Raw genomic sequence first — 22025 nt, forward strand, 5'->3', positions numbered from 1 at the left:
TATGCTGGCAACGATCACGGATTATAAACAACGAATTACGCTGATTCAGAACAGCGGGATTCAATTTTTGGACTTTGCCTTAACGCCCGTCGTGGATGCCGATTTGCCCCATGCCTTTGTGCGTAAAAGCGCCAATGGCCCATTATTGCGTTTGATGTTTAATCAAGAACGTGGCAAATACCTGTTACCGGTGGCGGGTTCAGCGCCTGAAGTGGTGAAACCTGAATTCAGTTTCCCGCTGGATCAGTCACTTAAGTTGCTGGAGAACATCTGGCTGCCTTTACCTTTCTTACGCTTTAATCCGCCGCGTAACTTTATCGGTGGCCCGGATAACTGGGCGCGGATGCAGATTTTAGCGTTGGAAACCCCGGATCAGGACGGCAATACTCACCGTGTCTGTTTGGCGTTTGATACCAAGGTTTATCCTGAAGGTCACGATAACGAATTCCTGGCGCCCACCGAGCATGATATTGATACCGGCACGCATTTTGCGCTGGCATATCAAAATGATGAATTAGGTGAATTTCTCGATCTGACCTGGGTAGACGGCTGGCTGCGGGAAACTTTTATTCAACAGGTTAGCCAGCAGGAACAACGTACCGAGCGCGAAATTAAGGCCTCGCTGCGGGAATTTGAATATCAGGCGCACTATCTCAACCTGCTGGATATGTTAGGTAAGCAATTAGGCATACCGGACATCAAAATGACCACCGCCACGCTGCAAGAGCCCGCGGTGAACGTGGATCTGATTCTGGACGTAGGGAATTCCCACACGTGCGGCGTTCTGGTGGAAGATCACGGCGACGGAATCAACGGGTTGCAGCAGTCTTACGAGCTACAACTGCGGGATCTCGGCCAGCCACATTTTTTGTATAATGAACTGTTTGAAAGCCGCGTCGAATTTTCTCAAGCGGCCTTCGGCAAGCAGAATTTCTCGGTGGAAAGTGGCCGGGACGACGCCTTTGTCTGGCCGTCGATCGCGCGCGTAGGCCGCGAAGCCAGCCGAATGGCGCTGCTGCGTCAGGGTACCGAAGGTGCAACCGGTATTTCCAGCCCGCGCCGCTACTTATGGGATGAAGAGAGTTTCACTCCTGGCTGGCGTTTTAGCCGTACCGCCACCAAATCTCACGGAGAAGCGCCGGCGATCGCCCTACCGTTGACCAATCTGATCAATGACGAAGGCCAGCCACTCTACGCTTTGCCGTTGGAAGAACGTCTACCGGTATTTTCCCCTCATTACAGTCGCAGCGCCTTGATGACTTTCATGTTGTCGGAACTGTTGGCGCAAGCGTTAATGCAAATTAACAGCCCAGCGCAGCGGCAGAAAATGAACCATGCCACCGCACCGCGCCAATTGCGTAATATTATTCTGACGCTGCCGTCGGCCATGCCGAAACCGGAGCGCGAAATATTCCGTCGCCGGATGCATGAAGCCATTGGGCTCATCTGGAAAGCGCTGGGCTGGCATCCGATGGACGATGATTTCACCCGCGCTGAAGATAAAGCCAAAAGCCGCGTACCTGTGCCAGACGTTCACATGGAATGGGATGAAGCCACCTGCGGACAGATGGTTTATCTGTATAACGAAACTCAGGTGAATTTCGGTGGCCGCACCGAAGCCTTCTTCGCCAGTATGGCGCGTCCGGATAAACAGCTCGCAGCAGATGAAACAGCAGGGAAAAGTCTGCGTATTGCGTCGATCGATATCGGCGGCGGCACCACCGATCTGGCGATTACTCAATACGTTTTAGATGATGGCGTTGGCAGCAACGTAAAAATCACCCCGCGCCTGCTGTTCCGAGAAGGATTTAAAGTCGCCGGCGACGATATTTTGCTGGATGTGATTCAGCTTTATGTCTTGCCAGCGGTGCAGGCCGCGCTGAAAAAATCCGGTGTGCCTGCTCCTGACCTGCTGATGACTAAATTATTCGGCAATGATGGCCGCGCCGATGGGCAATCGACACTGCGTCAGCAAGTGACTTTGCAGCTATTTATGCCGCTGGGGCGCGCCATTTTACAGGCATATGAAGGTTTCGATCCGTTAGACAGCAGCGCCGAGATCGACGCTAGCTTTAGCGAATTGCTGATTCAGGCTCCCACCGCGCGCGTGCTGGACTATCTGAATACCGAAGTGCAGCGTGAGCTGCGCGCCGATGCTGAGCCTTTTGATATTCTTCAGGTTGCGCTGATCGTTAAACTCAGCAAACTGCACGCCGAGTTTCTTTCCAACCGAATGAACCTGACCCAAAGCCTGCGTTCGCTGTGTGAAGTGGTGTCGCTATACGATTGCGACGTTTTGCTGCTGACCGGCCGTCCTTCCCGCTTCCCCGGTATCGCCGCGCTATTCCGCCATTTACAGCCGTTGCCAACGAACCGGATTTTGTCGCTGGATGGTTATCACACCAGTGAATGGTATCCGTTTAACAAACTGGGTCGCATTGATAATCCGAAATCCACTGCCGCCGTCGGTGCCATGCTGTGCCTATTGGCGCTGGATCTGCGTCTGCCGGGCTTCTATTTTAAAGCCGGTGATTTTCAGCCTTATTCCACCGTGCGTTATCTTGGTATGTTGGACAGCAATAACACCCTAAGTACGGATAATCTGTATTACAGCGATATCGATTTGGATTCACCGTCCTACCAGTTACCGGCGAAAGGCAGTTTCCCCGTGCGCGGCGCGCTGTGTCTGGGGTTCCGTCAGTTGGATAACGAACGCTGGCCCGCTTCGCCACTCTATACTCTATCGATTACTGATACAGAATTAGCGCGAAAAGTGGCTGGCGACGGAGATCTGCGGGTAAGACTCGCGCTGGTGAAAGGTGTGCAGGATAACAGTCCGGAACGATTCGAAATTGCCGAAGCGTTACTCGGAGACGGCAGCCGCGTGCCGCTGCAACATTTACGACTGAAATTGAATACTCTGGCCGGTAATGGCACCGGCGAGACGCATTACTGGATCGACAGTGGGAGCGTATTTAAAAAATGAAATCTTTAACACCCGAACAGCTGTCGGCCACGCTCACCCATCAGTTACAGGCGGTTGTGCAAGGCATTGATCACAGTTTTGGCTGGATTGAAAGCTGTCGCCAGCAGGCTCCACGTCTGGATACCGAAGCTGAGCGGCTAAAAATCAAACTGCGCCGCCATAGGAGTGAGGCTCAGCGTTTGTCAGTTATTTCTTCTGAAGCAATGACCATCGGGTTTTTTGGTCAGTCTCAGCAGGGGAAATCCGCGTTGATTACCGCGCTGACCACTAACGGCGACAATAAGCTGGAAACCCGCTTAGGGGATAAAACCTATGATTATCTGATGCATATCAATCCGGATAATCAGGCTACCGCATTGGCAACCCGTTTCACCCGCCAGAATGTGCCAGAAGATCGCGCTTATCCGGTACGGCTCTCTTTGCTCAATGAAACCGATTTAGCCAAGATGACGGCCAACATCTTCCTGCATGATTTTTTACAGGAAAAGGCACTTTACCAGCCTGATGCCCACTCTATCACCGAACATCTCAACTTATTGGCGATGCATCGCCAAAGTCAGGCCGTGAGCGGTATCACGGAAGATGATGTGGTGACGCTGTGGGATTATTTGCTGCGTCAGGATAAAAACAGCCAGTCCCTACTGAATACGCATTTCTGGCCCACGGCTATCGAACTGGCGCCCTGCCTGAGCGTAGACGATCGTGCGCGTTTGTTCTCGCTGTTATGGGGCGAAATCCCAGCGTTAACGGCAGCTTATCGTCACTTTGCGCATACTTTACAGCATCTTAACGGCGCCACTGTGGTATTGGCACCTTTGAGCGTATTAGTTGATGACCTACAGTTACCGGCGAACGGCCTGATGAATATGACCACGCTGGCCAACCTGAATGCGCCGTCGGATATTTCGGTTCAGGTTAGGCCGCTCTGTCAGGGGGAAAAACAACGGGAAGTGACATTGTCACTATCTGAGCTCACGCTACTGAGCGCCGAGCTATGCATCCCGCTACACTCCGCCCCGCGCGATCCGGCTTTTGCCACCGTTGATATGCTAGATCTGCCCAACTGGGGAGCCCAGCTTGATACGCCTATGTTAAGCGAATCCGAAAATTTGCCGCGTTACCCGTTGGCACAGAATTTTTTGCGCGCCAAATGTGAATATTTGCTGGATCGCTATACCGACCATCAGGCTATTAACCTGCTGATGTTATGCAGTGCCGCGGGTCAACGTTCTGAGGTGAAAAAAGTCGCCAAGGCATTGGATTACTGGGTAAAAAAAACTCAGGGAGAAAGTGCGCAGGTGCGTGCACGTCGTCATCCGGGGCTAATTTGGGCGCTCACTCCTTTCGATCAACGCGTCACTCATGGCCAGCATTATGACGAAGCGGTACAGCGTCAGGTTGGCAATCCCGGTGATAGCTGGGGCTCGGTGCAAGCGCTGGATGAACGCGGTACCGAACGAATGGCGACCTATTTAATCGGAGAAATCGCCCGAAATATTAAAGGCGAGCGCCTGACGGAGCAACTGCATGAATTGCAACGGGAGTTGCAGGATAATCTGCTCGGCCACTGGTATCACTCCGAAGGTGTCAGCGATCCGCAGAAAAGACAGCGCATTGCCGAAACTTTGATTAAAACCCTGCAAACTCGTACCGGCGTTCACGGTGAACTGCTGGAGCGTTTATTACCTGCCAGAGAGGAACTGCTGCGGTTATTCCTGCAACAATCTCACGGGGTTACCAAACAACCGCGAGCCGATCAAAAGATAGCCCAAACCAGTAGCGAACCCTTCAGTGTGGGGATTGAAATCGATTTATTTAGCGAATTACAGGAAAATGTCGACACAAACCTCGACGTTACCCCATCATTCACGACAAATAACGACTTCAGCTATGCCAAAGAGGTATACCGCTATTGGATCAACCATCTGCGTAGTTTGCCAGAAAATGGCCCATTAGTGGCTCTGCTGGGCGTGTCGAAGCCGACGATTGAAATGCTGATGGAAGAACTGATTACCGCCAGTATTCGTCTGGATATGGAAGGTGCCCTACAGCGCAAACTGGCCGATCAGGAACTGCCAGGTACACCGCGGGAACAGTTGGCAGATCAACAAGTTTCGCGTGCGTTAACCGTGCTGGGTGATTTTGTCGCCTGGTTGGGATTCCTGCAAATTGAACCGGCGCAGCGTCCAGACAGCCGGATTAATCGCGGGCATAAGATTTTTGCTCAGCCAGAAAAACCGGTAGCAAACTGGGGCACATCCCAACGTTTGACTCGTTTGGCTCTAACGCCAACCAATACCACCGCGTTTTATATTTATGACTGGCTGGTTGGCCTCAATGAACTGATTATGCAAAACCTCGGTTACTCGGCCGGAAAAGAATTGAGCGTGGCGCAGCGCGATCGGTTGGGTGCGATATTGCAGTTGATTAAACCTATGGCACTGTAGCCAGAAAAAGGTGCCTGCGGGTTATTAACCGTCCGGTTATTTTTGTCTGCGCTTTCCCCCTTCCGCTTGCGGCCTTGAATATCAGTGGCCGCAGGCGGAATATCTGTCATCAACCGCCAACGGCTACCTTTTTTTCCTCAGGCTTTTTATCTCGCTGAATGCTGTTTTTTAATCAGCTTAAAGCCAGACAAACTTTCCAGCATATTTTCAATCTCCGGCCATTCCCCGTAGCCCGCCGCCGTATGAAAATGGCCACCGCCTGATTTTATCACCCTCTCACTGCCCCACTGACTGGCAAACTGCTGCGCGCGATCCAGCGAGAGATATTCGTCATTATCACTGCAAATCAGCGTGCTGGGGAACGGCAACGGTTTTGACGGAATGGGGCGCTGCACCTGAATAGCCGCCGGTGCCGTAATGGCATCCACATCGGCCGGAGCGACCAATAATGCGCCAATCACTTTGCCGGAATGGTAACGCTCTGCCCACTGAGTCACGGTAATGGCACCGCAACTGTGGCCTACCAGAAAAATATTACCGGGAATACCGTCGATAGCGCGAGCCAGCCTCTCCCGCCACGTGTCACGATCCGGATTATCCCACTCTTTCTGTTCAACTCGCACTGCATTGATATATTTGCGTTCGATAAATGACTGCCAGTGTTCGGGGCCGGAATTGGTATAACCGGGAACCAGCATAAAGGTACATTGAATCATGGGATATCCTGCAATCAGAAATAAAACAGATATTGAGTCTCGATTATAATGGAACAGTTTTTAGCAACGGCGAGTTCAGCATCGCTACCGGGGAAATTACCGGTGCGTCCAGCGGCACATTTTTGCCGTAGCGCTCTTTGATTTTTTGCTGCACGGCCGGTGCGGTCAGATTAAACTCTCTCACCTTTTGCAATTGACCAATTTCTAGCCCGGTGGCTCGTTGATACATTTTCCACACCAGTTCGGAACAATACATCCGTTCATTAGACCAATCAAAAGTCAGATCGTAAGGCTTGTTTTGGAAGGCTTTTCCTTGCTCATGCAGCTGCCTGACCTGCGCTGCGGTCAATGGCGTCTTTAACCGTTTCACCAGATACTGCCCGCGGGCACCGCGTTTGATCCAGCGATCCAGCGGTGTGTATCGCACCGTGGCAACCGCTTCATAAACATAGGGTTTTCCCTGCTTAAACAACACTATTCCCATATGGCTATAGCGGGAACCGGTAGCAAACTGAATGGCCTGACTTTGGGATGAAGTAGACGAATGGAAGATAATGTCGCCTTCCTGCGGCTGATAGGCAAAAGCCAGCGCGCTGAAAAAACAGCCCAATAGGACAAACGCCAACTTTATCATCGAGATATATCCCTATCAATGTCGCTATTAATCACAGCTGACATCCTAACATCCTTCCGTGGCAGATATATCCATGAATTTTTGGTAATAAAAAGGGAACTGACGTTATTTACAACAGGTCAGTTCCCTAACACAGCCATCATTTATAGACTAGGCAGCGTTAATTATGCCGCCGCCGCTGCTTCACTCACCAACTGCTGTAGCTGCGACCATAATGCTTCTACATGGCGGCGCTCAGTGCCCAAAGTGCCAATGGAAATTCTGACCATCCAACGCCCGCCTAAAGTTGCCGTAGTCACATAAGCATTGCCCGACTGATTCAAGGTTTCCGCCCAAGAACGGGTGTAGGCATCCAGCGCTTCTCCTTGTAAACCCTTCGGTTCATGCCGCACGCACAGCGTTTGCAAATTCAGCGGAGCCACAAGCTTCCAATCCTCATTTTCCGCCATTTGCTCTGCTAACCAGCGGGCATTATCGATATCGCGACGCAACCGCGCCTGTAGCCCTTCAACGCCCTGCTCACGGATTAAAAACCACAGTTTGAGCGCCCGGAAACGGCGTCCCAGCGGAATCCCCCAGTCACGATAATTACGTACTTGACCGTCAGCCGTCGACTGTAAGAAGCTCGGGTTGGTGCTCATAATACGAATCAAATGCTCCGAATCACGTACACAATAAACCGAACAATCAAAGGCAGCTCCGAGCCATTTATGCGGATTCAGCACCACCGAATCGGCTTTTTCGATCCCAAGCCATAAGTGACGGAATTCCGGCAAAATCATCGCGGAACCCGCCATTGCCGAATCAACATGCATCCACAGCCCGTACTTCTGGCTTATATCACCGATAGCATCCAGCGGATCCATCGCCGTGGCCGCCGTGGTTCCGGTGGTAGCAATCACGATACAAGGACGGTTTCCAGCGGCCAGATCCTGCTGTATCGCTTTATCCAGTGCGTGGGGAGACAGGGCGTTGTGCTCATCCGTGGCGACTAACCTGATGTTATTTAAGCCAAATCCCGCCAGCATCGCCGCTTTGTTCACGCCGCTATGGGCTTCCTGCGAGGTATACACAATAAGCGGCGCGGCGCTATTTTGCATGCCGTCCTGCATCAATGCGTAGTCGGAAGTCCGTTCCCGTGCGCTGATTAATGCCACCAATGTCGCAGTCGATGCGGAATCCTGAATGACGCCACTCCATGCATCACTCAGACCAATCATTTTTAGCAGCCAGTTGGTCGTGACTTCCTCAATTTCCGTCAATGCCGGGCTGGATTGCCAAGATAGGCCAATTACGCCTAGCCCGGTACTCAGGCAATCACCTAATAACGATGACAGCTCAACGTTGGAGGGGAAATAACCGAAAAAGTGAGGATGCTGCCAATGCAATAAACCGGGCATCACTAGCGATTCCACATCCGCCATAATGTGTTCAAAGGATTCGCCTTTCTCCGGCGCGGTCATTGGCAGATTGGCTTTAATCTCACCCGGCAGCGTATTCGGATGCACCGGCCGCTGCTCAATATTCTGGCGATAATCAGCAATTAAATCGATCATGGCGTGACCATGCCGACGAAATTCATCAGGAGTCATAATTTATTATCCTAAAAGGAAAAAGTTAATGCCGCTTAGCACCAGAAATAGAATGGTTCATTGGTGTTATAGCCGATAAATGACTGCATGCTGATGCGTTTGCCCGAATCAAACCCGCAAATTGCATGTGGTCGACGCGTATTAATAATCACCAGTTCATTCTTTTGCGGCTGAATTCGCAGCGGGAATTGCAGACGTTCCTCTGGTAATTGATCGCCCTCAAACAGTTCGACCTCATCAAATGAAAACGCCTCCGTGTCCCATACCATTAATTCTCCCCCGGACGGTGGAGTTTCAATATAAATATTGGCGCTAAACTGATGTTCTAATTCGGCTATGGAGAATGGTAGGCAATCCACGTGGGGAACCGTTTCGGATAGGTGAGCCGTCTCCGGGAACATGGCGCGGATAATCCCGGCAAACATCGGTTTTCCCTCAAAAGATGCGGTAACCGCTCCGTCTGGCCAATGTTGTTGGAAATGGTCAATCAATGCCTGCACCGGTGGTTTTGCTGGCGCGCAAATATTATCGATCAGTTCACGCATCTTGGCTGCATCGGCATAATATTTCTCTTTGGCACCGTCGCCATCAGGCTTGCCGTAGGTCATATTGAACGGCGTCCCCCAGCGATGCACGCCGTAGAAATTCTGCACAACCTGACCATCTTCATAAGTTTCATGGGTGTACTGGTGCAGTTTTGCCGTTTTATCGATGTAATCATTCAGCGATGAGGCAGTTTCTTCCGTACAGTAGTTAGGGATTCTTATGGCAAGAATTTCGCCACTGATTAACTTTTCCAGACTGCGTTGGTCAAGTTGTTCTAAGGTCACAATTTTGGATTGGCTAGCCGTTGTGGTCTGGTTGGTGATGTCTTGTAGGTTAGACATGATGATGATACTACTCCGTTAGTTTATATTCACTCATCAAAACCCTTTAAATACAAAGGATTACATTATCATCACTGCATTTTTGAGAGGATGCGCCAACCTGAGGCAATGGCTTCATTCAGCGTTCCCTCGCTAATAACCAAAGATGATAATAGTTATCTTTACCAATAAATAATCGCCTGTATATAACAAAATTAATTTATTTTATGAATATTTTGATTTTTTTCGTATAAAGCTATTTGTCTATAGTCCTGACCTGATAAAAAACCAACAAATACTGATTATTTATCCACCTAAAGGCCCACTTGAGGGAAAAATCGGGGAGATTGAAACAGATGTTGAATGAAGTGGTTAAAAATAAAATCTATTAATTTCAATGATAAATAGATTTTTTATATGCGTATAGCCAATGATTTGATGACGAGATAGAGTGAACCTTGCCAAAATTGGCAACGCTCTACCCTATTGACTCTGCGGTTGTTTACAGATTAAAGACTTTAGGCGAGGAGTAAATGCTGCAACTCAGTTAAAGAACTGACCTGATAGCGCGGTTGAATTCCTTCTGGACGCGCATGCCCCTGAGTATTTAACCAGCAAGTATCAATACCTGCGTTAATTCCGCCCTGAATATCTGAATGCGGATTATCGCCTACCATCAAGATTTGCTCTTTGGGCGGATTTGCCATCAGATTGAACGCATACTCGAAAATTCCTACGTCCGGCTTGGCTACCCCTACTTCTTCGGAAATAACCAGCGGCGAGAACACGTTCTTCAAACCGGTGCGTTCCAAACGAACATTCTGTAAGTCAGTAAAGCCGTTGGTAATAATCCCCAATTGAGCTTTACCATGCAGCGCATTAATTAATTCCTGCGCGCCGGGAAGCAGAGCGCAAATATCCGCCATCGCGACCAGAAACTCACTGTTTAGCGTATGGGGCGATACGCCCAACCTGTTCGCCCACATTTCAAAACGAGTGCTTTGCAACTGTGCGGCATTAATTTTCCCGTTTTGATAATCCACCCACAATGGCTGATTAACCAATTGATAATGCTCATAATCCTGTAGCGTAAATTCAGTTTTGAAGCGGGAAAACATCAGTTTTAACCCTTGGTAAGCATCAAAATGAAATAGCGTTTCGTCCGCATCAAAAAGTATCCACTTGTACTTCATTCTTTCTACGACTCCTGCGGTTAATACGCCACTTGGGTTCCTGATTTTATCTTAGCCGGCTATTCTCCGGTAGTTTGTCTGTATGAGCAACCTTACAACGCCATACATCGTGCAAAATATCAGATCAATAAAAGCCTGATTCGGCTTTCTGACCGGATATTTACTCGGCTACGCCGCTAAAGAGCGCAGTATGGTACGGTTGATTTTTACTGGGCGATTGCCTTCGGTTAATGGCAAATTGAAAACCGAGTGCGTTTTTTCATTCAGCGTAGACAAGGCTTCATCCAATGGGAGTGCCATATCTTCCGCAATATCGATAAGTTCATCTCTGGACCACAGCAGCCGACCAATTAATAAACGTAATAGCGCCGAATGATCGGCATCTAATCCAAAAATTTCCACCGGTTTTACCCAGGTGGCCATGGGCTGAATAGGCTTAGATTTTTGTTCTACAGTAGCGGGAAACATCGTTGATAGCACTTTATACAGTTCGCGACTTTCCTGCTGCAATTGCGCCACTCTGGCATTATCGTTAATCATTTTAGCCGTGGTCTGAGTCACGCTAACCGGCGGTGATTGATGCAGGTCGGTATAGACCAATTTACTGTCCAGTGATAACCGCACATAAACCCGCTCCAGAAATTTCACTTCCTGCGGGGTAACTTTGCCATCGGCCTGAACCAGGTGGGCCAAAAACGCGGCAATAGCCCGTCGGGTTGTGACACTGAGCGGCTCCATTTTTTTACGTAACGCGCCCAAGGTGCTGGTTTTCTTTATTCCCGGCTGTAAATACGCTTTTAAGCGCATACGTTGACCGGGGCTGATATGCCCCCAGGCATCGACATGTTGGCTGAGCATCATTAATTCTGGCTCAGAAATCCCGCCGTCTACCATTACCGCCGCGCAGGCCAGATCGAGCGTTACCACCGTTACCCGATAAGCCGGGAGCGTTTCTGATTCCGTTGCTAGCACCGTGATAGGAAACAGTGCAATCGTATCCTGTGCCGACGGAGTAATATTATCGGATAAAATATCAGGTTCGACCCCAAGCTGTATTTTCTCCATAGCTCGGACTAACGCCATGACTTTATTACGCGTCACCTCTCCGGGGCTATTTAAGCGGGTAAATAGTTCGTTGTAGGTCATGAGCAGTAACCCGTATCCCACCCGCTCTTTGATATTGTCCAATTCTTGCTTTAACGCTTCTGGCCACAGCGTCATTGGCAGTAGCAAAATAGCTTCCAGATCGTTAATTTTATCGGGATTGAGCGCAATAAACTGGCTGTAACCGGCTAACTCGGTGTAACAATCCTCCAGAATCAGCCTTAGTTTCTCTCTGCTATCTTTAGCCACGACCACATCAGGCAAATCATGAATACGCCGGGTAAACTGTTGATCCATCAGCCCTGCGGAAGCCGAACGGTAGCAAATCTGTAGTTTGGTTTTATTCATAGGCAGTATGAAACCTTGCGGGAAATACTGTCTATATCGCTGTTGGAACAGCTGCGAGAAAACGCCAAAATTGCGCGTAGCGGCAATATTATGCGGCAAGTTAGGATCAGATAATGCCCAGGCTACGGCCCAATCCGCCGGTAATGGATGCTGGTCAACGGCTAACTGCCCTAAACCGATTCGTAAACCTAATGGTAAATCTGTCCCGTAGCTGCCAATCGGCGGCGAAGAAAGATAAGTTTTTTCCGTGGGATCGAGAGGTGTGAGATAAACCAATAAGTTACGTGCACAACGTTCGAATTCACGATGCTCGCCATAAATTCCGAGTAAACGGATAATTTCCGCTTTTAACGCCGGTTGCTCATTTTTGGCTGCAACGTCTACGTTTGCGTCAATCAATAAGCGATGTTCTAATCCATAGAAGAACAGGAAAACGTAGCCAATATAAGCTTCAGGAGCCTGACGCCCTTCTGCCAGCCATTGCAAATAAGCGCGGCGAGCCTCTGGCGATATCATGGAGTAGTTAGGACGTTCATCAGTCAGCGGCAAAGACATATCAACATGATCGGCGGCCACTTTCAGCGTTGGGTTAATAAACGCAGGCTCTGCGCCACTGCGATTACTTTTCAATTTATTCCCGATGTAGATCATGCCATCCGGTAAATTAATTCCGGCCACCACGGCCAGTTCCCCAGGAGGCAGCCAAGAGGCTCGCGATAGTGAGCCTTGAGGTAGCACTGAAGCCTGATAATTTTGTTTATTCAGCTCATCTGCCAGCCTGAAAATATAAAACTCATCGTCCGATTGCAGCGGGAGCGTCGCCGAGATGTCCCTCTCGTCGGAAGGTATATCGGAAAGCAAAGGCGAAGGTTCAGTTGCCAGTTCGAGCTTCGGCTTAGAGACACGCTTTGCGGCTTTCAAATAATGCCAAAAGAAGAAAATGCATAATAGTGCAGCACCAACGGCTATTGATGTTTCTTTTGGCAGCAGTGATAGCAAAGCCAAAAGAATCATTAACAGTATGACCCAGCCAGTTGTGGCAGATTTTATCTTAGTCACGATGGTTTATAAGCCCCTATCTTGAAATAATAATTTTTATGCTGCCCTTAAGGGCAATTTCTTAATAATAATTCTATTTTTATAAAGTACGCATTGCAGATAGCCGAAATCCCCCCGAGTTAATACAGGTGAAATCAACTCAGCAGATTATCAATATAAGTAATTTATAATAAAGCCTCCCGATAGCGGGAAAAACAATTATGCCAGCAGACGCTAGTTTGAGCACGCTGTTTGTAAGGAATAATGCCAGGGCGCTAACAATATAAGTGGCTCAAAAGTAGGTAGCAGTTGCCAGAACAGCCTGAGTGTATCCCTATCACACATAAAATGCTGAATGATTGCTATTTTCAAACAGAAGAATCTCGGTTAATCTCTCGGAATTAACTTTCTGTTTTAACGGATATTTTATTCTGATGGGAAAAATCTCATCTCAATGAATAAATGCCCTGCAAACATACTGGTTGCAATACAAGGATGACGGTGACAAACAGAATTAACTGGCTTGATACGCCCTCGCGTTTTGGTTTAATCAGTCGGACACTTCATTGGTTGATGGCTTTGTTATTTTTATGGCAATTTTTCAGCGTGATTGTCTGGCATACTTTCGGACGCACCGCATTTACCTTGTGGATGGATAAACAGGGTTCCCACGCAACCGTAGGCTTTTTGCTATTTATCCTGGTAATAATACGTGCTTTATGGCGTGGGTTTAATAGACACCGTTACCCGCTTTCGAGGCCAAATAAAGCGAACAAGATCGCCATTGTTGGGCATATTACGCTTTATTTATTGATGTTTGTGATTCCCTTTTTGGCCCTTCTCCGCTGTTATGCTGATGGCAAAGGCGTGGTTGTCATGGGCATCCCTGTGTTGCCAGCCACGGGGATTGAAATCAAAGGGATTACCGTTTGGATCGATATGATGCATGGGCCACTAGCATGGCTGCTGCTCTTTTGCATTGGCGGTCATATCCTGATGGCAATAATTCACAGTTTTATACGTCGGGATGCTAATCTCCGCCCCATGATTTAAGTAGAGGCATCGATTCAGGATCAGGGTGGAGCTTTTCTATTACACCCTCAGCAATGTGGCAGAATAACATTTGAACAAGGAACCGAACGACATGATACCTAAGACGAAATTGAGGAAAAACCTTCCCTACGTTTTGATCGGACTCAATTTACTTTTTACGGCGCAGGTTCATGCTGAAATTGACGATCGGCGCGTGATTGCCGACTGCAAAAAAATTCCTTCTTACGCTAATGCAGGAAATACCGCCTATCAAAAAGGTGATTACGTTACAGCGCAAAAGCATTTTATGAATCAGGTTGCCTGGACAGAAGCCTGCCACTTCTCTGACGAGGTAAAAGTAGATAGCGGCGCCCGAGCTACGGCTTATAACAATATGGCGCTAACCTATATTCGTCAGGGAGATCTGCTTAAAGCAAAAGCCTGGTTAATGATTGCTCCAGAAGATAAAAAATCGCAATATAACCTGAAGCTTATCGCTGATAAAATAGCCGCATTACCTAAACCGACAACTTATGCTGGTGAATATTGGCAATATTCAGGACTGGGTAATTGGAACTCCATTGAAGTCACGCCAAAAGGTAATAAATTCACCATAGATTACAATGGTTACTATTTTGGTATTATGGGCATCTACTATGGCCCTAATATGGGGCAATTCTCTTTTGTTAGCAGTATTCCAGCTGATGGCAAGGTAGAATACGACCAGAGTAAAGCAGATAAAGAAACTGATTATTCCGGTGACTGCAAAGTTAATATGCAATTTACTCATGCGGATGTGACTGTAGAAACTGCGGGTGACTGCGGATTTGGTCATAACGTCAGCGCTGATGGCAATTATATTCGCGTCAGATAATCACTGTTTATTAGATCAGGCAATCGGTATGGTTGCCTGCATTATTCTATTCTCATTCCTCTATTCCCCAGCAACACCTCATCTTATAACGTAATGACCGAGTAAATGTAGGTATTTATAACGAAAGCTGGCCTATTTACCTATGAACTAAATAAATTTAATATACTTAATGTTTTTAAAGCAAAAATAAGCAACATAATTATTTATTTAATACTAAATAATTAACAATTAATTTAAAATAGTGATCTTGATCACGTTTTATTTGATAAATATAGATAGTATGAATTTTGAGCACATCAGTGCTTGTCTATTTAAACTGCAAAGGAGTGTTAATATGGGATATATGGTTTCGTTTAATGCTAATCCAGTAAATGCGTCAGAAGAGAGCCATTCACCTCAGGAAGTTCATTTGACTCACTCTGAGACCGAAGCTCTTAAGGATGACGAGTAAATATAAGTAGTCATTAACATACTGACAACTAAGTTATTTGTCTCTTATTTTAATGACTAAAAACATTAAGCGCCGATAGTGGCCTCATCGGCGCTTAAATAACTCCCTTTCCATTAATAGTATCATTTAACCGAAAATTCCCCACATGACTGCTTGCTATTCCAGGGAGGAATTCCTATGCGTCCTATTGAGCGCGATTTCACATTATCCGATGCAAAAGATCGCGTTATCAAAGAAATTGATAATCTGGGTTTGATGTGGCGTAAAGAAGTTTACGGAAAGAATATTCTGACGATTGTTGTTACGTTAAAACATCCAAAGAATAACAATCAAACGATGGGCGTAGGTAAAGGAGATTATGGCAATGCTTTTGTTGGGGCATTATTTGAAGCACTGGAGCATTATATTGAGGATTTTTCCTCTCCTCTAGCCACAGTACAGCCTGCAAAGACTCTGATGCGTACGGGAATACTGGCTAGTGACGATGTGCTGGATATGATTAGTACTCAACCTGATAGTCATCTGGCTACGCGCCGCTTCGCCTCTACCGCGGGAGATTTTTATTATCCATTAGCGCTTTGCGATCCCAATTATTCCCGTAAACCTCTTGCCGATGATAATTTTGACTATCGTTATCTCGCTCGCTATGGAAGCAATAGCGGCATTGCTATTGGCGCAAACCGAAACGAAGCTTTATTACATGGCATAAATGAATGTATAGAAAGGGATGCATTATCTTTGTTTCTTATCCAGGGTTTATACAGCCGAAGCCCATGTACAATATATGAAATTGATAAGCAGAGTTTACCGGAAGACGTCGCACGCAGCTGGCAAAATTCAGAAGAGGAAATTCAACAAAGGATACGAGTACTAGATATTACTCAGGGACTGAAATGTCGTACTTATCTGGCGTTAGCTGAAAAATCAAAACTAATAAAATATCCAATAGGCTGCGGAACATCGCTACATCCGCACCACGCATTGCAGCGAGCGTTAAGTGAATTGGTACAAATCAATGCGGTATTTAATCATAGCCAAGAGATTCAACGAGAGAACGAAGTATTGCATCAGCGGTTATTAAGATACAAAAAATTAGAGCGTTGTTTTTGCATGCGAACCGCGGATATTTTTAACACCAATGAAGTCTTACTGTGTCGCCTGCCAGTTTCAGACCACGCAGACAGTCGCCCCGCCGAAGATCTTGTCGAGATAGAACAGGATTTAATTGAACAAGGGTTTGTTATCGGGAAGAGTATTCTCTATGAAACTTCTCAGGTGTGTCTAACCAATGTTTTAATTCCTAGCTTTGAACGCTTTTATATTATTACCAGCGGGAATATTGTTTTACCTCTGTTAAGAGGAAGGAGGTCTCTTGAAAAAAAAACTATCTAAAGATGATTTTGCCGTCAGGTGGTTAATCAGAGAACATCAATATATTAAACACCAGAAACAGATAGGGGATATTCCCGAAGGCAATATAGTGACCTTAACCGAAGAGGTTGACCTTAGCATGGGGAGTTATTTCCTGGCACATGCGGAAGAGGAATCCTGGCTGGGGCGAAAATTTATATGTGAAAATGAATTAGGTCGACAAAGCTGGCCCAGCGTATTAAGCGATATTAATTTATTAGGTCCGTTCAATTCTGCCAGACGGGAAGGAAACCATGTCACGTTCAGTTATATTGCCCCCTCTTCTCGCCGGCGCTCTAGTTTTTTCCAAAGCCTATTAACCGACCCTATGGGCGAAATTGATTTTTGTTTTATTCGCGATTTTGACGGCGCACTTCCCTCTGGCGATAAATTTTGGCAAGTTGACCACCTTTCTGCTGAGAGAATGGCTAGGGAAGAACGCCATTTTCAGATGCACACAGAACTCAGCCTTAAGGTGTTAAAAACCCAGGGTGTTATTTACGATCCCGCCTGTTCTACCGGTGATTTTCTGGCATCTCTGGCTAATAAACTTCCTGAGTTTAATTATATTGGTTCAGATATTTCTCCTCAGATGATCGAATTTGCTCGTGAGAGACATAAGGAACGGCCTATTTCTTTTTCCGTTGGCGACGCCATGTCTTCCCGGCAACGCTGCGATATTCTTATTCTGCGCTTTCTGAATGATGAAGTGATGCAAATAGGTAGCGCGGCGCTCGCCTTTAATCATTTGATCGGCCTATTGAATCCCGGCGGGATAGCATTTGTTTTTGGTCATACTCCCGTACTGGTTCCCATCACAGACCTGGCCTCGGCGCTTGGATTTGAGGTAATAAAGAATACGGCCAGCTCACTGGATCAGTGCCACATATTTCAGTTTTATATGTTGAGAAAATACCCATGACGCAAGTGCGTAGCTCAGGTTTCTTCCCGGTTGATGATCTGCACTCCATATATTGGGAGCGGCATGGAAATCCGCAGGGCGAACCTTGGATCGTTCTCCACGGAGGGCCTGCGGGGCAAAGTCATCTTATTCATACGGCATTTTTTGATTTGTCACTGTGCGACGTTTTAATTTTTGATCAACGAGGTTGCGGCCAATCTCTTCCTTACGGCGAGCGAAGAATCAATACCATCAACCATCTGGTGGAAGATATTGAGAGGCTTCGATGTTTTTTAAAAATGCCGCGCGCCAATATTTTAGGTCTCTCCTGGGGCTGTTGGTTAGGCATTTTATACAAAATTCGCTATGGCATGAGCGGTTTGAAACTGGTAATCGGTTGCCCTTTTATTCCTATTGCGACTGTGCAGGAGCTGCATTGGTTTTATTTCCATCAGCAGATCTGCCAGACGCATAGGCTAAAACCTTTTATTTTTGCTGAAAACCAACCTAAATCGGCCACCTACTATCGCTGTTTACAGATTTTGGCCACGGGGCTAGCCAGTCAGAAGAGATCTATTGCTCAACTTTGGGTGAATACCGATGAAATCGCGACAAATGCGCACCAGGATTTCCATCAGACAATCACGTTAACCGATGAATTTTTCAATCCGCGAACTTATTCCGCCATCATGCTAGAAATTCATTACCATGCCGCCGGATTTTTTATTACCAACGATATATTGCGACAAGTTGCGCAAATGGACGCTCAGGGTGTCACTCTCGTTTGTGGTGAAAAAGACCGAATGGGTATGGTTGCAACCAACTGGTTAGCCGAACGGGTTAACGTTGAGGTAATACTCGTGCGGGATATCGCTCATCAGGCGCTTCATACAGAAATGATTAAACAACTCCGGCATCTTATTGCCCGATAGACATCGCGCTATAGGCAGAGCGTCAATGATAAAAATCCCCGCAGCCAACGCAAACGGGGAGTATATTATTTCCAATAAAATCAATTATTACTTCAACGCCATTACTTCAACGCCATTGCATCACGCATGGTAAAGAACAGGTCGGTTTGGTCAGTTAGACCCACGACGTTAGCCGCGTGAGGGCCATAGGCAGCAATGCGTAGCTGCGTGCCGGTATGACCTTGAGAGTCATCTTCGGAATTCCCATAACTGATCGCCATCACCGCGCCATCTTTGGTCATTAATGCCTGCGTCAACCCCGGCGCCTTGGCATCGGCCTCGACGATCTGGCTGGAATGAGCATGGTCGGCGGTCACAATCACCAGCGTGTTGCCGTCGGCTTTTGCGAACTCGAGCGCTTTTTGTACCGCTTCATCCAAATCAACAGTTTCACCGAACTGACCACAAGGGTTCGCGGCATGATCCTGTTTATCAATTGACGCCCCTTCTACCTGTAGGAAGAAACCTTTTTCATTGGTTTTCAACACTTCTATGGCTTTTTCTGTCATGGCGGCCAACGTTGGAATATCCGCAGTGCGTTCCGGATTCACCTCGCAGGTGACTGGAGATTTATCGATATTACCGTGGTATGACGCCTTCGGGCCTAACCAACGCACTGGCATATTACCCGCCGAGAATAGGCCAAGAACGGGTTTATCCTGATTTGCCTGAGTTACCCCATTGAGATCATTCAGACTCTCAACAATCAGATAACCGCGGGCAATAGCCTGGTCGCGCAAGGATTTATCCTTCCACTCGCCGGCCTTAGCCAGTTGCTCAAAAGATTTTGCTCCGCCGCCTAGCGTGATATCTGCCCGGGCTTGGATCATTTGCTCGGTTATCGAACCTCTTCCGCCGTTTTCCAGCGCATTGGTCGCGCATTTTTCGCTAGTTTCTTCAGGGCCATAGCATTTGCGACCGGTAACGTGAGCAAACTGAGCGGCAGGCGTGGCATCTTGCAACTCTGCGGTAGAAACGTTGCCAGTGGCTTTCCCTGCCGCTTTCGCCAGTTCCAGAATGGTGATGTGATCTTTGCCTGTAAAATCCACACCCAACGCGCCGTTATAAGTTTTAACGCCGCTTGACCATGCGGTGGCTGACGCAGCGGAATCAGTTACATAATTCGGTTTTTGCGTCTTTTTGTCTAAAGAGTAATGCGTGTATTGACCCGTCAGTGGCAAGGCATCAATGCCTTTGAAGAAACCGCCGGCACCCGCCGCATAGTTACGCGCCGAGGTGATTTCAGAATCGCCCATTCCATCGCCAATCAGCAAAATGACATTTTTTACGGTTTTATCCGATAAAGAGTCGCGTAAAGCCTGCGTCTGGTCACTATCTAATCGACGAGCTCCGCCGAACTGAGTGATGTCGCCTTTCGCGGAACGGTCATATAAGCCCGTTTCTGCGGCACTGGCGTTAGGCATCAGTAATGTGCAACTGGTAGACAGCAACAGCGTTGATAATGCGACTCGGGAAGCGGTAGAAATGCGCTTTGACATCGGTAGAGTTCCTTTTGTAACACACTAATACAGTTTGTATTTATTGGTTACATTGGATACTAGAGCAGCCGGATGACGTTTTTATGACGGCTTATGTTAATTATTTCACCCTCATTTTTAATCAAACTACTTTAAAAAACATCGGCTCAATTTTACTAACAGAAAGCGGCATTTTGCCGCTCTGGCATGCTTTCCCATGTTCCCTATTTACCGACATCCCTGCCTCACTGAAACATCACCATATTTATCAAAAATTTAAACCAGTAAGGGCAGAATTTAGCGAGTAGGAAAGTATTCACTCCGCGGAGTACGAGTTACTCGGTGTCCATCGGTCTCACTGACTGATAGATATCAATATCGAAATAACCGTCGGCCATTCCGTCATTCAAATAGACCTCAAAACACGCACCTTCTGCCGGGAGGTAGCCACTGGCGGGTAAATGCAGGTTATACAACTCTCCCCATGCCTTGGCATAATCCCCATCGGTCACCCGCGCACGATAAACCGCATAAGTCCCACCAGGTATTATTTGTAAAAGCACACCACTGCTGGCATGCGCGGGCAAGACAAAATCATCGGCCACAGAAAAAGCCACATCAGCCCGCAGATCGGCGGGTGGCGTGGTTTCAGGGTTATCCCAATAAAGCGCTAGCCAGGATTCATAGGGTAACGGGTGCTGCTGCTGCCAGGATGATAACTGTTTGAAACCAAGAGGAATGGTTTCGGCGTAAGGGCCAATCACCCGAATACTGACAACTTGCTGCGGCTGTTTTTCAATAATGCGAAATGTCATCGTAGCGGCCTCTCAAGATAAGATTTAGGAAGATCTCTCTTCTCACGAACGGTTTCAAATACGATACTGAGCCTGATTGAACGTGAGTAAATATCAATGCGGCGTGATACTGTATAAATAAACAGTACCACGATATTATCTGAATATCGCTCATTTATACAGCGTTAATTGCGCTATTTTTGTTCTATTTCGCGCCAATTGCCTCATCAGGCAAGCGCTCGCCAGCACGTTGTTGGTTGGCGGTTGTTTATTTTGGACAGATTTCACCCAATTGACTCTTCCTTAATTCGCGACCAACTCGCCGCACAATCAGCAACGGTCACTAAATTGTTGCCACAGTTGCGTTAGAATACGCGACAATTTTTCTGCCCATTGCTGTTGTCCAAAGGATTGAGTGATCAAATCCTGACGAATCTCAATGCCTACATAAGGTAAATATCGCCTTTCAGCGTGGAACGGCAAGGTGTAATCCGTCGCATCAGTCATGGCATAAGGTTCGTTGACCCCGACCTGTAAATCGCCTTCTGCACGTAATAATTCAACCAGCAATAAAGCCCATTCCGGATTGCGGTTAAACAGCGTACCGATCTGCCAAGGTCTGGCCACACCTTTAAAAGTTGGCGTAAAACTATGCATAGAAATGATAACGCTAGGTTGCCCTTGGGCTGCGCGTCGATCCAGCGTTTGGCGAATAAGATCGTGGTAAGGCTGGAAAATTTCGGTTCTGCGGGCTTCTGCCTGCGCGGGGGTGACACTTTGATTGCCTGGAATCGTGGTTTGCTCGGAAATTTCAGGGATAGAACTGGCGATACCGGGAGTACGGTTACAGTCGATGACCAGGCGAGAATAACGCTGATGGATTAAGGTGGCGTCCAGCAGCTCACTGAGCCGTTGAGCTACGGGTAAAGAGCCGATATCCCAGCCAATATGTCGATCTATTTCGCCGGGCGGTAGGCCTAAATCACCTAATCGCGAGGGGATAGTTTGCCCGGCATGGTCAGCCAGGAAAATGAAAGGAGAGACTGCACAAGCGCGTTCTAGCACGGCCGGCGAGCAATCCTCAGCGGTTAATAAGGGCTGCGGGCGGTCAACTGACATCTTTCTGACTCCGATAGATTAGGCAAAATCTCATCCTAGTCGCTATTTAAGGCTATGCCCAGTCACGGCTG

The 22025-nt window shown here is 47.5% G+C and carries 16 protein-coding genes; 7 read left to right on the forward strand and 9 right to left on the reverse strand.

What is annotated here, in order from left to right; translation table 11 throughout:
* The first annotated feature begins 1 nt into the window (after nt 1).
* Nucleotides 2-2986, forward strand: a complete 2985-nt coding sequence (locus ACQ4OC_RS03550; protein ID WP_064513776.1) for a virulence factor SrfB — start codon at nt 2-4, stop codon at nt 2984-2986.
* Nucleotides 2983-5433: a putative virulence factor gene (locus ACQ4OC_RS03555; RefSeq protein WP_430970933.1), complete on the forward strand. Its 2451-nt coding sequence runs from the start codon at nt 2983-2985 to the stop codon at nt 5431-5433. The genes ACQ4OC_RS03550 and ACQ4OC_RS03555 overlap by 4 nt, the downstream gene beginning before the upstream one ends.
* 146 nt (nt 5434-5579) lie before the next feature.
* Here ACQ4OC_RS03555 and ACQ4OC_RS03560 read toward each other — a convergent pair whose 3' ends face one another.
* The 6 genes from ACQ4OC_RS03560 to ACQ4OC_RS03585 form a co-directional block, all read right to left on the reverse strand.
* The gene (locus tag ACQ4OC_RS03560) at nt 5580-6149 is read right to left on the reverse strand and encodes an RBBP9/YdeN family alpha/beta hydrolase (RefSeq protein ID WP_064513779.1); all 570 of its coding nucleotides are present in this window, start codon (nt 6147-6149) and stop codon (nt 5580-5582) included.
* Nucleotides 6150-6192: 43 nt separating this feature from the next.
* Nucleotides 6193-6780 (reverse strand): YiiX family permuted papain-like enzyme, encoded by a 588-nt coding sequence (locus tag ACQ4OC_RS03565; protein WP_064518266.1) that lies wholly within the window; start codon nt 6778-6780, stop codon nt 6193-6195.
* 167 nt (nt 6781-6947) lie between these two features.
* The gene (locus ACQ4OC_RS03570) at nt 6948-8375 is read right to left on the reverse strand and encodes a pyridoxal phosphate-dependent decarboxylase family protein (RefSeq protein WP_430970934.1); all 1428 of its coding nucleotides are present in this window, start codon (nt 8373-8375) and stop codon (nt 6948-6950) included.
* Between the two features lie 35 nt (nt 8376-8410).
* A complete protein-coding gene (locus ACQ4OC_RS03575; RefSeq protein ID WP_064513782.1) occupies nt 8411-9262 on the reverse strand; it encodes a 2OG-Fe(II) oxygenase in 852 nt (283 codons plus the stop codon).
* 497 nt (nt 9263-9759) lie between these two features.
* Entirely contained in the window at nt 9760-10434 is a 675-nt protein-coding gene (yjjG, locus tag ACQ4OC_RS03580) for a pyrimidine 5'-nucleotidase (RefSeq protein ID WP_064513785.1), read from the reverse strand.
* A 168-nt stretch (nt 10435-10602) separates the two neighbouring features.
* On the reverse strand, nt 10603-12945 hold the full coding sequence (locus ACQ4OC_RS03585; protein WP_120805500.1) for a TerB N-terminal domain-containing protein: 2343 nt from the start codon (nt 12943-12945) through the stop codon (nt 10603-10605).
* 474 nt (nt 12946-13419) lie between these two features.
* On the opposite strand from ACQ4OC_RS03585, the gene ACQ4OC_RS03590 reads away from it, so the two are divergent.
* From ACQ4OC_RS03590 to ACQ4OC_RS03610, 5 genes are all read left to right on the forward strand, one after another.
* Nucleotides 13420-13977: a cytochrome b gene (locus tag ACQ4OC_RS03590; RefSeq protein ID WP_158513758.1), complete on the forward strand. Its 558-nt coding sequence runs from the start codon at nt 13420-13422 to the stop codon at nt 13975-13977.
* 70 nt (nt 13978-14047) lie between these two features.
* On the forward strand, nt 14048-14830 hold the full coding sequence (locus ACQ4OC_RS03595) for a tetratricopeptide repeat protein (protein ID WP_430970935.1): 783 nt from the start codon (nt 14048-14050) through the stop codon (nt 14828-14830).
* A 628-nt stretch (nt 14831-15458) separates the two neighbouring features.
* Nucleotides 15459-16673: a YcaO-like family protein gene (locus ACQ4OC_RS03600; RefSeq protein ID WP_430970936.1), complete on the forward strand. Its 1215-nt coding sequence runs from the start codon at nt 15459-15461 to the stop codon at nt 16671-16673.
* A complete protein-coding gene (locus ACQ4OC_RS03605) occupies nt 16654-17613 on the forward strand; it encodes a class I SAM-dependent methyltransferase (RefSeq protein ID WP_064513794.1) in 960 nt (319 codons plus the stop codon). The genes ACQ4OC_RS03600 and ACQ4OC_RS03605 overlap by 20 nt, the downstream gene beginning before the upstream one ends.
* Nucleotides 17571-18524 carry an alpha/beta fold hydrolase gene (locus ACQ4OC_RS03610; protein WP_430970937.1) on the forward strand — a complete coding sequence of 318 codons (954 nt, stop codon included), beginning with the start codon at nt 17571-17573 and terminating at the stop codon, nt 18522-18524. The genes ACQ4OC_RS03605 and ACQ4OC_RS03610 overlap by 43 nt, the downstream gene beginning before the upstream one ends.
* A 101-nt stretch (nt 18525-18625) precedes the next feature.
* On the opposite strand, the gene phoA is transcribed toward ACQ4OC_RS03610, so the two are convergent.
* From phoA to ACQ4OC_RS03625, 3 genes are all read right to left on the reverse strand, one after another.
* Entirely contained in the window at nt 18626-20062 is a 1437-nt protein-coding gene (gene phoA, locus ACQ4OC_RS03615; protein WP_120805506.1) for an alkaline phosphatase, read from the reverse strand.
* A 314-nt stretch (nt 20063-20376) separates the two neighbouring features.
* Nucleotides 20377-20856 carry a DNA gyrase inhibitor SbmC gene (sbmC, locus tag ACQ4OC_RS03620; protein WP_120805508.1) on the reverse strand — a complete coding sequence of 160 codons (480 nt, stop codon included), beginning with the start codon at nt 20854-20856 and terminating at the stop codon, nt 20377-20379.
* Nucleotides 20857-21165: 309 nt separating this feature from the next.
* Nucleotides 21166-21954 carry an N-formylglutamate amidohydrolase gene (locus ACQ4OC_RS03625; protein ID WP_120805510.1) on the reverse strand — a complete coding sequence of 263 codons (789 nt, stop codon included), beginning with the start codon at nt 21952-21954 and terminating at the stop codon, nt 21166-21168.
* Nucleotides 21955-22025: the final 71 nt, after the last annotated feature.

The organism is Yersinia sp. J1 (assembly GCF_050586585.1).
Lineage (GTDB): Bacteria > Pseudomonadota > Gammaproteobacteria > Enterobacterales > Enterobacteriaceae > Yersinia > Yersinia entomophaga.

Bases quoted from the DNA above. Each gene is read 5' to 3' on its own strand.
- ACQ4OC_RS03550 (WP_064513776.1), top strand. From the start codon at position 2: ATGCTGGCAACGATCACGGATTATAAACAACGAATTACGCTGATTCAG.
- ACQ4OC_RS03555 (WP_430970933.1), top strand. From the start codon at position 2,983: ATGAAATCTTTAACACCCGAACAGCTGTCGGCCACGCTCACCCATCAG.
- ACQ4OC_RS03560 (WP_064513779.1), bottom strand. From the start codon at position 6,149: ATGATTCAATGTACCTTTATGCTGGTTCCCGGTTATACCAATTCCGGC.
- ACQ4OC_RS03570 (WP_430970934.1), bottom strand. From the start codon at position 8,375: ATGACTCCTGATGAATTTCGTCGGCATGGTCACGCCATGATCGATTTA.
- ACQ4OC_RS03575 (WP_064513782.1), bottom strand. From the start codon at position 9,262: ATGTCTAACCTACAAGACATCACCAACCAGACCACAACGGCTAGCCAA.
- yjjG (WP_064513785.1), bottom strand. From the start codon at position 10,434: ATGAAGTACAAGTGGATACTTTTTGATGCGGACGAAACGCTATTTCAT.
- ACQ4OC_RS03590 (WP_158513758.1), top strand. From the start codon at position 13,420: ATGACGGTGACAAACAGAATTAACTGGCTTGATACGCCCTCGCGTTTT.
- ACQ4OC_RS03600 (WP_430970936.1), top strand. From the start codon at position 15,459: ATGCGTCCTATTGAGCGCGATTTCACATTATCCGATGCAAAAGATCGC.
- phoA (WP_120805506.1), bottom strand. From the start codon at position 20,062: ATGTCAAAGCGCATTTCTACCGCTTCCCGAGTCGCATTATCAACGCTG.
- sbmC (WP_120805508.1), bottom strand. From the start codon at position 20,856: ATGACATTTCGCATTATTGAAAAACAGCCGCAGCAAGTTGTCAGTATT.
- ACQ4OC_RS03625 (WP_120805510.1), bottom strand. From the start codon at position 21,954: ATGTCAGTTGACCGCCCGCAGCCCTTATTAACCGCTGAGGATTGCTCG.